General features: G+C 63.1%; 9 protein-coding genes and 1 tRNA gene. 4 read left to right on the forward strand and 6 right to left on the reverse strand.

Translation table 11 applies throughout. The features are described 5' to 3' along the window. Window positions 1-100 precede the first annotated feature (100 nt). Complete coding sequence (locus THIARS_RS04420) at window positions 101-952, forward strand: phosphatase PAP2 family protein (RefSeq protein ID WP_094159645.1); 852 nt, start codon at window positions 101-103, stop codon at window positions 950-952. A gap of 564 nt (window positions 953-1,516) precedes the next feature. On the opposite strand, the gene THIARS_RS04430 is transcribed toward THIARS_RS04420, so the two are convergent. The 3 genes from THIARS_RS04430 to THIARS_RS04440 all read right to left on the reverse strand — a co-directional run bounded on the left by THIARS_RS04430 (window position 1,517) and on the right by THIARS_RS04440 (window position 3,895). Continuing rightward, window positions 1,517-2,602: a hypothetical protein gene (locus tag THIARS_RS04430; RefSeq protein WP_094159647.1), complete on the reverse strand. Its 1,086-nt coding sequence runs from the start codon at window positions 2,600-2,602 to the stop codon at window positions 1,517-1,519. Between the two features lie 182 nt (window positions 2,603-2,784). Beyond that, window positions 2,785-3,492 carry a M48 family metallopeptidase gene (locus THIARS_RS04435; RefSeq protein ID WP_425444223.1) on the reverse strand — a complete coding sequence of 236 codons (708 nt, stop codon included), beginning with the start codon at window positions 3,490-3,492 and terminating at the stop codon, window positions 2,785-2,787. A gap of 10 nt (window positions 3,493-3,502) precedes the next feature. Next, window positions 3,503-3,895: a hypothetical protein gene (locus THIARS_RS04440; protein WP_245845521.1), complete on the reverse strand. Its 393-nt coding sequence runs from the start codon at window positions 3,893-3,895 to the stop codon at window positions 3,503-3,505. Between the two features lie 207 nt (window positions 3,896-4,102). Between THIARS_RS04440 and istA the strand changes: the two genes are divergently transcribed. From istA to THIARS_RS19240, 3 genes are all read left to right on the forward strand, one after another. Next, entirely contained in the window at window positions 4,103-5,629 is a 1,527-nt protein-coding gene (gene istA, locus THIARS_RS04445) for an IS21 family transposase (RefSeq protein WP_094158949.1), read from the forward strand. Continuing rightward, window positions 5,622-6,437: an IS21-like element helper ATPase IstB gene (gene istB / locus THIARS_RS04450; protein ID WP_094158948.1), complete on the forward strand. Its 816-nt coding sequence runs from the start codon at window positions 5,622-5,624 to the stop codon at window positions 6,435-6,437. Before istA ends, istB begins: the two co-directional genes overlap by 8 nt. Window positions 6,438-6,498: 61 nt before the next feature. Beyond that, window positions 6,499-7,482, forward strand: a complete 984-nt coding sequence (locus tag THIARS_RS19240) for a recombinase zinc beta ribbon domain-containing protein (RefSeq protein ID WP_425444236.1) — start codon at window positions 6,499-6,501, stop codon at window positions 7,480-7,482. Here the strand turns inward: THIARS_RS19240 and THIARS_RS04465 are convergent. The 3 genes from THIARS_RS04465 to rpoB form a co-directional block, all read right to left on the reverse strand. Next, window positions 7,439-7,515, reverse strand: a tRNA-Met gene (locus THIARS_RS04465). The genes THIARS_RS19240 and THIARS_RS04465 overlap by 44 nt on opposite strands. Window positions 7,516-7,594: 79 nt before the next feature. After that, entirely contained in the window at window positions 7,595-11,806 is a 4,212-nt protein-coding gene (rpoC, locus tag THIARS_RS04470; protein ID WP_094159649.1) for a DNA-directed RNA polymerase subunit beta', read from the reverse strand. 45 nt (window positions 11,807-11,851) lie between these two features. After that, entirely contained in the window at window positions 11,852-15,955 is a 4,104-nt protein-coding gene (rpoB, locus tag THIARS_RS04475; protein WP_094159650.1) for a DNA-directed RNA polymerase subunit beta, read from the reverse strand. Between the last annotated feature and the right edge of the window lie 77 nt (window positions 15,956-16,032).

Here is a 16,032-nt window from a genome sequence, read left to right on the forward strand (position 1 = left end):
AGAGCAAGAGAGGTTGCGAGCTTGATGCCGGGACTGCCGGGCGGAAGCCCGCGCAAACCCTGCCACGCAGGGTGATCGCGAGCCGCGCATCATCGCCTGCATGTCCATGACCGTCGCGTCTTTCTGGGTTTCCGTCACCGATTTCGGCGATACCGCGGTGTTGCTGCCGCTTGCCCTCGTCATTCTGGTCTGGATGGGTCTGGGCGCACGGCGGCTGGCCCTGTTCTGGGGGAGCTTGCTGGTCGCGGATATCGCGCTTGTGGCGCTCACCAAGATTGCCTACATGGGCTGGGGTTTGCATCCGCCCGGGATCGATTTCACGGGCCTGAGCGGGCATAGCGCATTGTCGATGCTGATTTGGCCCACGATAGGCGTGCTGCTGTCGGTCGGACGGCGGCGACTGTGGCGGTTGGTCATGCCGTTGTTGGGCGCGGCACTGTCGTTGGCGATCGCGATCTCGCGGCTGGCCACCGATGCGCACACGCCGCCCGAAGTGGCGCTCGGCGCCTTGTGGGGCGGCGGCCTGGCACTGACGTTCCTTTATTCCTGTTGGCACGAGACAAGGCTCAGCCTGCCTCGCCCCGGCCTCCTGCTGCCGCTGATCCTGCTTCTGCCGCTGGCGCTGGGCTACGGGCGGGTCTTCCCCTCCATGCAAGTGCTCGCGGATGTGTCCTGCCTATTGAGCGGTCATGCCCAACCCTATACCCGAACCGATTTGGAACGGCAATTCCAGCAGACAACGCAGGAGCATTTGACGAGCGTGTCACCGCCCGCCACGCCGAGCATGGGGTCTTTCTGCTTGCCTCCCGCGGCGCGTTTTTCGATTGGGGCCAGCAACGCCATGCAGCAGTCCTGGGTCTCCAACACTCAGGCTTGCCCATTTGAACTGGATGCCGGGTGCGCCGGAGAAGGTGTGCGCTCGTCGCTGGTTAGGGCGTTGGGCACAGAATGAACACGGCAGGGCAGTGCTCCGGGACATAAAAAAAGCCGGTCAATTGACCGGCCTTCCAACTAACAAGGCTTTTGCTCGAGGCAAGAATGCCAAGTTCGTCAATGTGGTTGCGGGGGCCTGCTGCGAACGCTGGTTGCGTGCAGTCCGGGTGCCGCTGGGTTGAGGAACCACAGTGCCGAGCAAGAGGGCTCGGTTGGTTCATGGGGATGCCCGACAGGAGGCCCCAATTCTGCAGCACTGCTGAAGTAGCGGACAAGTCAAAGGAGCGCCGGTCGGTTCGCGGCTTGCAGATGCGAATCTTAGTGTGGCCGCGTGCCCCCGAAGGCGTTCCACGCTGACGGCAGAGCTGTCGAAGCTTGAGCTGCCAAAGGTTGGTTCAGTTCAACGATGACTGAGTAGCCCTCGAACTGCTCAGGGATTCGCGCAGACCGATCCCAAAACTGCTTGCTCAATCTCACGATGAGCTTCGTCTGTCCGTCACGCATTGCAGGCCAGATCACCGCTGCCCCAGGAGGCAGCGACAAGCTGGCCAACAGAGCGGTGGCGGCAGGGCTTGGCTTCATTTCAGACTCCGTGCGTAGCTTCAATGGTCGCACCGAATGCAGTCATGATCAAGTCTAGCGGGACAATGACCGAGATGGAGCCGTTGCCCGCAAAGACGAGCCCTACCGAGGCAATCTCTCCCGACGGAAGCTCACCAACAACCAGTGAACCGGAGTCTCCGCTGTCAGAAAAAGCGCCGCCGACTCCCTCAACGACCCAAGCCTCGTTGAAGAAAACGTTGAACTGCTGTTGGAGTTCAGGGACAACGTAGCTTACCGATTGGTAGCCAGCGACTTTGCCCATCACTAAGCCGCGCGTATGCCCCGTCGTGCGTCCAACCTTCTGGACGGCCATGCCATCAGCAAGCGGCGCGATCGACGCAGGAGTTGCGTACACCGATCCCTGCATTGCGCTGACCTTTGCGTCATCGACGATCCGCATGAGTGCTGCGTCCAAATTGCCGGACACATTGACTGTCGCTGGCGATCCGTACACCATTGGCGCACATCTCTCGTATACACCGATGCTGAACGGATGAATCAAGAAGTTCGGATTGATGTCCAGGTTGCCGGGAGCCAATACGGGATGCCCACCTTCTGCATAGCTACAGCGGCCGATCACGTGGTTGTTTGAAAGGCCAAACAGATCGCCATTGATGCGAACGAGCGCTCCAAGAGTGCCCGCACCAAGGCTGCCACCGAGGCCAATCGAACTTCCGCAGGCAATTCGATTGTCGTGTAGATAGTGACTCGGGGCGCCGACGCCAGCCGGTGGCGTCCCGCCGACTTGTCCGATGACCCCGTGCCGGTACTCTACGTCGTAGGCGTCGATGGTTGACGGCAGCCTTTCGGTCTGCTTTGCCGTGAAGCCCTTGTTCAGGTAGACAAGGATCTTGCCTTCGGTCGCATTGACAGCAACGGCGTGGACTCTTCTCGCGTTCACAGCTCGGTTCAAGGGTGCGTCGAGACCGGCGAACGCACCCTCCACAAGTCCAAAATAGTCATCGCCAACCGGGATGTCCGTGACCTGTGCGGCGGCGACTGTCGGTGCCAGTCCATGCCTGGCGGCCCATGTGCGAAATGCGGCTCCTGCTTCGAAGATGGACATCTGTACTCCAGGCAATGGATGGAGATACGCGCGATCGCCCCAATAACGCGACTGCGCAATGTAGAGAAATCGTAGCTGATCCCGTGTATACAGCCTGCGAGGGCAGAACAAGCTAGCCCATATGCCTCACAGGAACCCACAAGGGGGTTAGCCTGCCTCGCCCATGGTGCTGACAAGCACGCCTAGATACCCTCAACGGCCACCCCATGTTCCGCGAGCCAAGCCTTGCGCTTGGCGTAGTCCGGCATCGCGCGCTCCACTCGCAGCCAGAACGCCGGGGTGTGGTGGGGCTCGTGCAAATGCGCCATCTCGTGCACGACCACGTACTCGGCGATCCTCGCTGGCAGCAGGATCGCCTTCCAGTGGAAGTACAACCAGTCGCCCTTGCCGCAGGAGCCCCAGCGGTACCCGAGGTCTTGCACCTTGATGCCAGCGGGGTCGACCTCCATCCTGCTCTGGTATTCGGCCACCCGGCCGCTTAGCCAGGCGGCTGCGCGGTCGCAGTACCAACGCGTGAAATGCTCGCGCGCGCTGGGCAAGGCATCCTGGCGCAGACAGAATCGCCCGGCAGCCAGCTTGAGCGGCGCGTCCTGGGCCTCGACCAGCTTCAGCCGATGGCTGCGGCCCAGATAAAGAAAACCCTCGCCGCCGACGAACTCCTTGCGCGGAACGCGACGCCGCAGCGCGTCCTTTTCAGCGAGCTTGGTGTAGACCCAGAAGCGCTTCTCGTGGACGAAGGCGCGCAGGCGGATTTCGTCGATTCCAGTCGGAGCACAGAGCACCAGCGATCCGTCCCGCTCGACCGTGATCTCCATCGTCTTGCGCAGCGGGCTGAGCCGCAGCGCGAACTGCAGGTCGTCGACCTGAAGGCTGCGGGGATTTGCAGGCACGACCATCGATTCATACCCGAACGAGCTTGTCGTGGCTGGCGCGTGCTTGCTCCATCAGCCGGTCCGCCAGGATGCCGGCCTTGTCCGAGTCGACGAGCGGCGGACGCAGGCGCATTAGATGCTCGAACAGTTGTCCGTTCAGATTGTCCTGGTCGGCGCGCTTGCTCGGCATCCAGATATTGCGATTGCCCTGCAATTCCTGAACCAGCAAGTCCACCAACTCGACGGTCACATCCTTCAGGCGCAAGAGTTCTGCCGGCGACGGTGCCTGCCCTGGTTCAACCACGTCCAACACCGTGCGCAAGAAGGGGGCGCAGTGTTCGGGAAGCCCTCCGGATGCATCCTCGGCGCCGATCTGGCCGGTCTTGAGTTCATCGATGATCGTCTGCAACTGCGCGATCACCTCGTCCCACTGCTCGCCCAGGGTCTTCAGGATGTCACTCAGCCGCTCCGACAGCTTGCGATACAGAACAGGGTCTTCGTCGGTGTGCTTGCTGTTGATTCATTTCCAAAACTGGGCCATTTGGGGACGCGTTCACGTTGAAATCTGAGCCACGTTGCCGCTCTATCGTGCTGAGTTTTTCAGCACAGGGGAGCAGGAGTGATCAACGTGAGCACATTGAGCAAGTTGCGCCGCCTCGTGCTGAGGCAGGACGTGTCGGTGCGCGAGGCCAGCCGCAGGCTGGGCATCTCGCGCAACACAGCCACCAAGTGGCTCAAAGATGGTCAGATGACCGAGCCCAGATACCCTCAACGGGTGTCAGGTCCCAGCATCCTGGATCCGTACAAGGAGCAGTTGAGCCAGTGGCTCAAAGCCGATAGCCATCGCAGCAAACGCGATCGGCGCGGGATCAAGGCGATGTTTGAAGCGCTGCGGGCGCAGGGCTACAGCGGCAGCCGGGGGCCGGTGTACACATTTGCCCAGCGCTGGCAGCAAGAGCAAGGCAACGCGGCACGCGGCGCGGGGTTTATACCGCTGAGCTTCGAGTTGGGCGAGGCGTTCCAGTTCGACTGGAGCTGCGAGTACCTCTTCATCGGTGGGCTGCGTCGCCGCCTGGAGGTGGCACACACCAAGCTGGCGGCCAGTCGTGCCTTCTGCCTGGTGGCGTACTACAGCCAGGCGCACGAGATGCTGTTCGATGCGCACGCGCGCGCGTTCGCTCTCTTCGGTGGCGTGCCCCGGCGGGGCATCTACGACAACATGAAGACGGCGGTGGACAAGGTCGGCCAGGGCAAGCAGCGCAGCGTCAACGCGCGCTTTGAGGCCATGACCGGGCACTATCTGTTCGAGCCGGAGTTCTGCAACCGGGCCGCCGGCTGGGAGAAGGGGGTCGTCGAGAAGAATGTTCAGGATCGGCGCAAGGACATCTGGCGCGAGGCCAGTGAACGGCGCTGGGGATCGCTTGGCGAGTTCAACGACTGGTTGCAGCAGGCCTGTGTGAAGGCCTGGGCCGAGATGAGCCACCCTGAATGGACGCAGCTCACGGTGGCCGATGTCTGGCAGGACGAACGGGTTCGCCTCATGCCCAACCCCCGAGCGTTTGATGGCTATGTGGAGCAGCCGGTTCGGGTCTCTGCCACTTCGCTGATCCACTTCCAGCGCAACCGCTATAGCGTGCCGTGCGAATGGATCCACGCGGTGGTCAGCTTGCGGGCCTATGCCGATGGTCTGCTGGTGGTCGGGCCTGACGGGCGACAGGTGCGCCTGGCGCGCAGCTTCGAGCGGGATCAGACGCTCTACGACTGGATGCACTACATCGCGCTGATCGAGCGCAAGCCCGGCGGGCTGCGTAACGGCGCACCCTTCAAGACCATGCCCGAACCCCTGCAGGAGCTGCAGCGCCAGTTGCTGCGCCACAGCGGTGGTGACAGGGTGATGGCGCAGGTGCTCATGGGCGTGAGCCTGCACGGCTTGGAGGCCGTGTTGGTGGCGGTGGAGCTGGCGCTGCAGTCCGGGCGGGTGAGTGCCGAGCATGTGCTCAACGTGCTATCGCGCTTGCAGGAGCAGCGCATGCCCGAGCCACCTGTGGCCACGAGGCTCACGCTCAACACGCCGCCACTGGCCAACCTGCAGCGTTACGACGCACTGCGCAGCCTCCCGCTTCACGAGGCTTCACCGGAGTCCGACCATGCATGACGTCATGGATGCCTTCAAGGCGCTGGGCTTGCATGGCATGGCCAGTGCATGGCCGGAGGTGCTGGGAACCGCCCGCATGAAGTCGCTTGATCACGAGGCCGTGCTGCACCAGCTCATCAAGGCCGAGACCGCGCAGCGCGAGGTGCGCTCCATGGCTTACCAGATGCGCGTGGCGCGGTTCCCATCGCACCGCGATCTCGCTGGCTTTGACTTTGCTCACACGCCAATCGATGAGGCGTTGGTGCGCCAGCTGCACACCCTTGGCTTCGTGGACTCGGCGCACAACGTGGTGCTGGTCGGCGGCCCCGGAACGGGCAAAACCCACCTGGCCACGAGCCTGGGAATCGAGGCCATCCGCATGCATGGCAAGCGGGTGCGCTTCTTCTCCACGGTGGAGCTGGTCAATGCCCTGGAGCTGGAGAAGGCGCAGAACAAGTCTGGGCAAATGGCACACCGGCTGATGTACGTCGATCTGGTGATCCTGGATGAACTGGGCTACCTGCCGTTCACGCAATCAGGCGGCGCGATGCTGTTCCACCTGCTCTCCAAACTGTACGAGCGAACGAGCGTGGTGATCACCACCAACCTCACCTTCTCGGAATGGAGCAGCGTCTTCGGCGACGCCAAGATGACCACGGCTTTGCTCGACCGCCTCACGCACCACTGCCACATCGTGGAGACCGGCAATGAGAGCTGGCGATTCAAGCATTCCAGTGCCGCTGGCGCGGCACCACCAAAGCCACGCGGCAAAGCGCAGAAAGGAGATCGAAAAACAGCAGACCCGATAGACTTATCCACAACCGAGTAGCCAAAACATCCATCAACCCAGTGGCTCAGCATTCGACGTGATCACTGGCTCAGTTGTGCCGATGAATCAACACTCGCCCCGGAGGAATGGGAAATGGTCCCCGAACGCGCTCTATCCGGATGCAAAAGGGGTCGGTCTCCTCGGGAATTCCACCTATGTGGGAAAACTCGTTTGGAACAAGACCAAATGGATCAAGGACCCTGTGACCGGCCGCCGCCGCCGAAGGGCCCGCCCTGCTTCCGAATGGGTCGTCAAGGAGTTGCCCGATCTTCGGATCATCAGTGATGCGCTGTGGGCGGAGACAGAGGCTCGTATCAGAGCCGTGAGGTCTCGAACGAGTAAGCAAAGGCAAGAGAGCGGTCGCACTGTGAGTGGTGGGCGTGGGCCCGGCTACTTGTTCTCCGGCTTGATGCGCTGCGGTGTCTGCGGAGGCGCGTACATCATGGTGGACAAACACCGGTATGGGTGCGCAATGCATCGTGACCGCGGCTCGGCTGCATGCCCGAACGCACTGAAGGTGCCTCGCAAGCGTGTTGAGGACTTGCTGCTCCAGGGTATCAAGCACGACCTGCTATCGGATGACGCGTTCAAGGTCTTCGAGGATGAAGTCCGGCGAATCCTGGTGGAGGCTCAACCTCACCCGCGTGAGGCAGCTCGCAACATCACCCGCGCAGAGACCGAGATCAAGAACATCATGGCTGCCATCCGCCAGGGGGTGGTGACGCCGACAACGCTCAAGGCGCTGCAGGACGCCGAAGCTGAGCTTCAGGCAGCGCAGGACCAAAAGCGGGAAATCGAGCGCCTAGAGCCAATGAAGATGATCCCTCAAGCGCGTGAGGCACACCGCAAATTGGTCTCAAGCCTCGAGCGGGTCGAGGACGTCGCCAGCGTCAGGAAGGCGATCGGCACCATTGTGGGTGAGATTCGCCTGGTTCCTGAGGGGGGTGAGCTTGTCGCAGAAATGACAAACGCCGGGCTGGCCGGCGTCTGTCAATTAACGTTGGTTGCGGGGGCAAGATTTGAACTTGCGACCTTCGGGTTATGAGCCCGACGAGCTACCAGGCTGCTCCACCCCGCGTCTGGAAACGATAAGTATATCTTGAAAAGGAAACTGGCGCATCTTCTTGTGCATCGCGGTGCGCTTGTCGGTGCCTGGGTTAGAGGTTGGATTCCTCGCCGGTTTGTGCCGAGCCGCTGTCCTCGAGAGCTTGCAGTTCCGCCGCGGCCTGGGCGGTGCGTTCGGCGTGATCGAGCACTTCCTTGGCCTTGCGCGCCTGGTGGAATGCCATGCCGGAGCCAGCGGGAATGAGGCGGCCGACGATGACGTTTTCTTTCAGGCCGCGCAATTCGTCGCGCTTGCCCATGATGGCAGCCTCGGTGAGTACGCGGGTCGTTTCCTGGAAGGAGGCGGCAGAAATGAAGCTGTCGGTGGACAGGCTGGCCTTGGTGATGCCGAGCAGGATGTTGTTGTACGTCGCGGGAATCTTGTTCTTCTCGATGAGCGCGGCATTGGTCTGCAGCACTTCGGAGCGCTCGACCTGTTCCCCGGTGATGTAATCGCTTTCGCCCGGGTCCTTGATCTCGACGCGGCGCAGCATCTGGCGCACGATGACCTCGATGTGCTTGTCGTTGATCTTCACGCCTTGCAGGCGGTAGACGTCTTGCACCTCGTCGACGATGTAGCGTGCCAGCGCCTCCACGCCAAGCAGGCGCAGGATGTCCTGGGGCTCCGCGGCGCCGTCGACGACGAGCTCGCCCTTGTTGACGACCTGGCCTTCGTGCACCAGGATGGTCTTTTCCTTCGGGATCAGGAATTCGTGGGACTGGCCGTCGAGGTCGGTGATGACCAGACGGACCTTGCCCTTGGTTTCCTTGCCGAAGGAGACCGTGCCGGTGACCTCGGCGAGCATGCCGGCGTCCTTGGGTGAACGCGCCTCGAACAATTCGGCGACGCGGGGCAGACCGCCGGTGATGTCGCGAGTCTTCTGGCCTTCCATCGGGATGCGCGCCAGCACTTCGCCAGGGCCGACATCCTGGCCGTCGCGCACCTGAATCAGCGCGCCGACCTGGAAGCCCACCGCCACGGCATGCTCGGTGCCCGGGATCTTGACCTCATGGCCCTGCTCGTTGAGCAGCTTGACCTGCGGCCTGATGATCTTGGCCGAGCCGCGCCGCTTGGGGTCGATCACGACCAGCGTGGACAGGCCGGTGACCTCGTCCAGCTGCTTGACCACGGTCACGCCTTCCTCGATGTTTTCGAACTTCACCCGCCCGGCGTACTCGGTGATGATGGGGCGGGTGAGCGGATCCCAGCTGGCCAGTGTGGTGCCGGCCTTGATCGCCATGCCGTCCTTCACGAACAGCAGGGCGCCGTAGGGAACCTTGTGGCGTTCGCGTTCGCGGCCGTAATCGTCGGTGATGAGCACCTCGCCAGAGCGGGAGATGGCCACTTGCTCGCCCTTGGAGTTGGTGACGTAGCGCATGGTGGCGGTGAAGCGTGCCGTACCCGCGCTCTTGGCCTCGACGCTGGAGACAATCGCCGCGCGCGAAGCTGCGCCGCCGATGTGGAAGGTGCGCATGGTCAGCTGCGTGCCGGGTTCGCCGATGGACTGGGCGGCAATCACGCCGACGGCTTCGCCGGTATTGACCAGCACGCCGCGGCCCAGGTCGCGGCCATAGCACTTGGCGCACATGCCGTAGCGGGTTTCGCAGGTAAGGGGGGTGCGCACCTTGATTTCGTCGATGCCGGCGGACTCGACCAGATCCAGAAGATCTTCGTCGAGCATGTCGCCAGCCGGAATGATCACTTCCTGTGTCTCCGGGTTGGTCACGTCGGTCGCCGCGACGCGGCCGAGCACGCGGTCGCGCAGGGATTCGATGACTTCACCGCCCTCGACCAGCGCGCGCATCGCCACGCCGTGCGTGGTGCCGCAATCGTTCTCGGTGATGACCAGATCCTGCGTCACGTCGACCAGGCGGCGGGTGAGGTAGCCGGAGTTGGCGGTCTTCAGCGCCGTGTCGGCCAGGCCCTTACGCGCGCCGTGGGTGGAGATGAAGTACTGCAGCACGTTGAGGCCTTCACGGAAATTCGCCGTGATCGGCGTTTCGATGATGGAGCCGTCAGGCTTGGCCATCAGGCCGCGCATGCCGGCGAGCTGACGAATCTGTGCCGCGGAGCCGCGCGCGCCGGAGTCGGCCATCATGTAGATGGAGTTGAACGATTCCTGGCGCACTTGCTTGCCATGGCGGTCGGTGACGGGCTCGGTGGCGAGGCGGTTCATCAGCGCCTTGCCCACTTCGTCGCCGGTACGGCCCCAGATGTCCACGACCTTGTTGTAGCGCTCGCCCTGAGTGACCAGGCCGGAGGCGTACTGTTGGGCGATTTCCTTGACTTCCTGCTCGGCGTGGGCGATGAGGGCGTGTTTTTCATCCGGAATCAGCATGTCGTCCACGCTGATGGAAATGCCGGCACGGGTCGCCAGGGCGAAACCCGACTGCAGAAGCTTGTCGGCGAAGATCACTGTGTCGCGCAGCCCGCAGCGGCGGAACGACGAGTTGATCAGGCGCGAGATTTCCTTTTTCTTCAGCGCCTTGTTCATCACGCTGAACGGCAGACCCTTGGGCAGGATTTCCGACAGCAGGGCGCGGCCCGCCGTGGTTTCCACGACCATGGTCTTGGGCGTGAGGGTGCGTGTGGCCTTGTCGCGTTCGTATTCGGTCAGGCGCACGCTGATGCGCGCGGTGATCTCCAGGTCGCCGGACTGCAGCGCGCGGTGAACTTCACCGACGTCGGAAAACACCATGCCTTCGCCCTTGCCGTTGATGCGCTCACGGGTGGCGTAGTACAGGCCCAGCACCACGTCCTGGGAGGGGACGATGGAGGGTTCGCCGTTGGCGGGGAACAGCACGTTGTTGGAAGCCAGCATCAGCGTGCGGGCTTCCATCTGCGCTTCCAGCGACAACGGCACGTGCACGGCCATCTGGTCGCCGTCGAAGTCGGCGTTGAAGGCGGCGCAAACGAGGGGATGCAGCTGGATGGCCTTGCCCTCGATCAGCACCGGCTCGAAGGCCTGGATGCCCAGGCGGTGGAGCGTGGGGGCGCGGTTGAGCATCACCGGATGCTCGCGGATGACCTCTTCCAGGATGTCCCACACGATGGGGGTCTGGGAGTCCACTTCCTTCTTCGCCGCCTTGATGGTGGTGGCCACGCCCAGCGCTTCCAGGCGGTTGAAGATGAAGGGCTTGAACAGCTCCAGCGCCATCAGCTTGGGCAGTCCGCACTGGTGCAGCTTGAGCGTGGGGCCGACCACGATGACCGAGCGGCCCGAGTAGTCGACGCGCTTGCCCAGCAGGTTCTGGCGGAAACGGCCGCCCTTGCCCTTGATCATGTCGGCCAGGGACTTGAGCGGGCGCTTGTTCTGACCCACCATGGCCTTGCCGCGGCGGCCGTTGTCCAGCAGCGAATCCACCGCTTCCTGCAGCATGCGCTTTTCGTTGCGCACGATGATTTCCGGCGCCTTGAGTTCGAGCAGGCGGCGCAGACGGTTGTTGCGGTTGATGACGCGGCGGTACAGGTCGTTGAGGTCGCTGGTGGCGAAGCGGCCGCCGTCCAGCGGGACCAGCGGACGCAGGTCGGGCGGGAGCACCGGCAGGACGGTGAGCACCATCCACTCGGGTTTGGAGTTGGTCTTGCGGAAGGCGTCCAGCACCTTCAGGCGCTTGGAGTTCTTCTTCACCTTGGTGTCCGAACCCTGCAGGTCGCCGCGCAGCGCGCCGACTTCCTGTTCCAGGTCCATGTGCGCCAGCAGGTCGCGAATGCCCTCGGCGCCCATGAAGGCGACGAACTCATCGCCGAATTCCTGGCGTTTGGCGGCGTACTCGTCCTCCGACAGCACCTGGCGCTTGGTCAACGGGGTCATGCCCGGATCGGTGACCACATAGGCTTCGAAATACAGCACGCGCTCGATGTCCCGCAGCGGCATGTCGAGAATCATGCCCAGGCGCGAGGGCAGGCTCTTGAGGAACCAGATGTGGGCCACGGGCGAGGCCAGCTCGATATGGCCCATGCGGTCGCGCCGCACCTTGCTCTGCGTCACTTCGACGCCGCACTTCTCGCAGATCACGCCGCGGTGCTTCAGGCGCTTGTACTTGCCGCACAGGCACTCGTAGTCCTTGATCGGGCCGAAGATCTTGGCGCAGAACAGGCCGTCGCGCTCGGGCTTGAACGTGCGGTAGTTGATGGTCTCCGGCTTCTTGACTTCACCGAATGACCAGGAGCGGATCTTTTCCGGCGAGGCCAAGCCGATGCTGATGGCATCGAAATGCTCGTCCTTCTGGAACTGCTTGAACAAATCGAGTAGGGCTTTCATGCGAACCTCCAAATCCTGTGTGTCAAAAGGGCGCGATCCGTGTGATCAGTTGCGCTCAAGTTCGATGTCCAAACCCAGCGAGCGGATTTCCTTGATCAGCACGTTGAACGACTCGGGCATGCCCGCCTCGATCGAGTGCTCGCCCTTGACGATGTTTTCGTACACCTTGGTGCGGCCGTTCACATCGTCGGACTTGACCGTCAGCATTTCCTGCAAGACATAGGAGGCGCCATAGGCTTCGAGCGCCCACACCTCCATCTCGCCGAAGCGCTGGCCGCCGAACTGGGCCTTGCCGCCCAGCGGCTGCTGGGTGACCAGGGAGTACGGGCCGGTGGAGCGGGCGTGCATCTTGTCGTCGACGAGGTGGTGCAGCTTGAGCACGTGCTTGTAGCCGATGGTGACGGGGCGCTCGAAGGCGTCGCCGGTGCGGCCGTCGAACAGGACGGCCTGCTTCTTCGACGCGGTGAGCTTGAGGCGATCGGCCACGTCGTCGGGATAGGCCATCTGCAGCAGCTGGTTGATCTCCTCCTCGGAGGCGCCGTCGAACACGGGGCTGGCGAAAGGCACGCCCCGCTTGAGGTTGTCGGCAAGTTCCAGGATCTCGGCGTCGCTCAGGGTGTCGAGCTGTTCCTGCTTGCCGCTGAAGTTGTAGAGCGTGCCCAGAAACTTGCGCAGTTCGTTGGCCTTCACATGTGCGCGCAGCATGTCGTCGATGCGCTTGCCGAGGCCGTGGGCGGCCCAGCCCAGATGGGTTTCCAGGATCTGGCCGATGTTCATCCGCGACGGCACGCCCAGCGGGTTGAGCACGATGTCCATGGGTGTGCCGTCGGCCATATAGGGCATGTCTTCTTCGGGCAGGATCTTGGAGACGACACCCTTGTTGCCGTGGCGCCCGGCCATTTTGTCGCCGGGCTGCAGGCGGCGCTTGACGGCCAGGTGGACCTTGACCATCTTGAGCACGCCGGAGGGCAGCTCGTCGCCCTGGGTGAGCTTGCGGCGCTTTTCCTCGAACATCTGATCGAACGCGTGCCGGCGCTTCTCGAGCGACTCCTTGAGCTGCTCGATCTGCTGCGCCACGGCCTCATCGCTGGGGCGGATGTCGAACCAGTGGTAGTGATCGACCTCCTTGAGGTACTCGGCCGTGACCACGGAACCCTTGGACAGCTTCTTCGGCCCGCCGGTGGCGGGCTTGCCGATCAGCAGCTTGGCGATCCGGTCGAAGGTGTCGGCCTCGACGATGCGCATCTGGTCGTTCAGGTCCAGGCGGTAGCGCTTGAGCTCGTCGTCGATGATCTGCTGGGCGCGCTTGTCGCGCTGGATGCCTTCGCGCGTGAACACCTGCACGTCGATGACGGTGCCGTACATGCCGGATGGCACGCGCAGCGAGGTGTCCTTCACGTCGGAGGCCTTCTCGCCGAAGATGGCGCGCAGCAGCTTTTCTTCCGGCGTGAGCTGGGTCTCGCCCTTCGGCGTGACCTTGCCGACCAGGGTGTCGCCAGCCTCGACCTCCGCGCCGATGTAGACGATGCCCGACTCGTCCAGCCGCGCGAGCTGGCTTTCCGACAGGTTGGGGATGTCGCGGGTGATTTCTTCCGAGCCCAGCTTGGTGTCGCGCGCAACCGCGTTGAGTTCCTCGATATGGATCGAGGTGTAGCGGTCTTCGGCCACCACGCGCTCGGACAGCAGGATCGAGTCCTCGAAGTTGTAGCCGCTCCAGGGCATGAAGGCCACGAGCATGTTCTGGCCCAGGGCCAGTTCGCCGAGGTCGGTCGACGCTCCGTCGGCCACCACGTCGCCGCGGGCGATGATGTCGCCGCGCTTGACCAGCGGACGCTGGTGGATGTTGGTGTTTTGGTTCGAGCGCTGGTACTTGATGAGGTTGTAGATGTCCACGCCGACTTCGCCGGCCAGGGTTTCCTCGTCGTTCACGCGCACGACGATGCGGGCGCTGTCGACATAGTCGACCACGCCGCCGCGCAGGGCGGTGACCGCGGTGCCGGAGTCGACCGCGGTGACGCGCTCGACCCCGGTGCCGACAAAGGGCTTCTCGGGGCGCAGCACCGGAACGGCCTGGCGCTGCATGTTGGCGCCCATCAGCGCGCGGTTCGCGTCATCGTGCTCCAGGAAGGGCACGAGCGAGGCGGCGACCGAAACGATCTGGGCGGGCGACACGTCCATGTACTGCACGCGGTCGGGCGCAACCAGAATGGTTTCACCGTTTTCGCGCGCCGAGACCAGCTCGTCGATCAGGCGGCCCTGTTCATCGATCTTGGCGTTGGCCTGGGCGATGATGTATTTGCCTTCCTCGATGGCCGAGAGGTAGTCGATCTGATCGGTGACCATGCCGTCGGCCACCCTGCGGTAGGGCGTCTCGATGAAGCCGTACTCGTTGAGTTGGGCGAACAGCGCCAGCGAATTGATCAGGCCGATGTTCGGCCCTTCCGGGGTTTCGATCGGGCAGACGCGGCCGTAGTGCGTGGGGTGCACGTCACGGACCTCGAAGCCCGCGCGCTCGCGGGTCAAGCCGCCCGGGCCCAGGGCGGAGACGCGCCGCTTGTGCGTGATCTCGGACAGCGGGTTGGTCTGGTCCATGAACTGCGACAGCTGCGAGGAGCCGAAGAATTCCTTGATGGCGGCCGAGATGGGCTTGGAATTGATGAAGTCGTGCGGCATCAGGTTTTCCGTCTCGGCCTGGCCGAGGCGTTCCTTGACCGCGCGCTCGATGCGCGAGAGACCGGCGCGGAACTGGTTCTCGGCCAGCTCGCCGACGCAGCGCACGCGGCGATTGCCGAGGTGGTCGATGTCGTCGACTTCGCCGCGGCCGTTGCGCAGCTCGACCAGCAGTTTGATGACCGCCATGATGTCGTCGTGCGACAGCACCATTTCGCCCTCGATCTCGTCGCGGCCGAGGCGGCGGTTGAATTTCATCCGGCCCACGCGCGAGAGGTCGTAGGCGTCGGCGTCGAAGAACAGGCGCTTGAACAGCGATTCCACGGCATCTTCGGTCGGCGGTTCGCCGGGGCGCATCATGCGGTAGATGGCCACCTTGGCGGCCAGCTGCTCGGGTGTTTCGTCCATGCGCAGGGTCTGCGAGATGAACGGACCCTGGTCGAGGTCGTTGGTGTACAGGGTCTCGATATGGCGGATGCCGGCGTCGCGCATCTTCTTCAGCAACGGCTCGGTCAGCTCCTCGTTGGCGAGCGCGACGATCTCGCCCGTCTCCTCCGACACCACGTTGCGCGCCAGCACCTTGCCGATCAGGAAATCTTCCGGCACCGAAATGCGTTGCGTGCCGCCATCCTCGAGGGTGCGCAGGTGGCGTGCCGTGACGCGTTTGTCCTTGGCCACGACGACATTGCCGGATTTGTCGACGATGTCGAAACGCGCGACTTCGCCCTTGAAATGCGCGGGCACGAATTCCATCATCGCGCCCTGATCCATCAGGTCGAAGCGGTCGAAGCTGAAGAAGTGGGCCAGGATCTGCTCATTGTTCAGGCCCAGGGCCTTGAGCAGGATGGTGACCGGCATCTTGCGGCGGCGGTCGACGCGGAAGTAGAGGATGTCCTTGGGGTCGAACTCGAAGTCGAGCCAGGAGCCGCGGTAGGGGATGATGCGCGCCGAGAACAGCAGCTTGCCGGACGAGTGGGTCTTGCCCTTGTCGTGCTCGAAGAACACGCCGGGCGAGCGGTGCAGCTGCGAGACGATCACGCGTTCGGTGCCGTTGATGATGAACGAGCCCTTGTCGGTCATGAGCGGAATCTCGCCCATGTAGACCTCCTGCTCCTTGACTTCCTTGATCGTGGGCTTGGCCGCTTCGCGGTCCATCACGATCAGGCGCACCTTGGCGCGCAGGGCGCTGGCATAGGTGAGACCGCGCTGCTGGCACTCGCGCATGTCGAACACCGGGCGCGCGAGGTTGTAGCCCTGGAACTCCATGCGCACGTTCTGGTTGTGCGAAACAATGGGGAAGATGGCGGTGAACGCGGCCTGGAGGCCCTCATTCTTGCGCTTGTCGGACGGCACGTCCTTCTGCAGGAAGGATTCGTACGATTCGAGCTGGGTGGCCAGCAAGTATGGCACTTGGATGACGCCTTGGCGAGTGCCAAAGCTCTTGCGAATCCGCTTCTTTTCGGTGAACGAGTAGGACATGGACGCTCCGCTGCGCAGGACTGAAACCGTTTTGGAATGCACACCACTGCAGGTGTACATTCAAAAACCGATCCGAC

The organism is Thiomonas delicata (assembly GCF_900088825.1).
In the GTDB taxonomy this organism is placed as follows: Bacteria; Pseudomonadota; Gammaproteobacteria; order Burkholderiales; family Burkholderiaceae_C; genus Thiomonas_A; species Thiomonas_A delicata.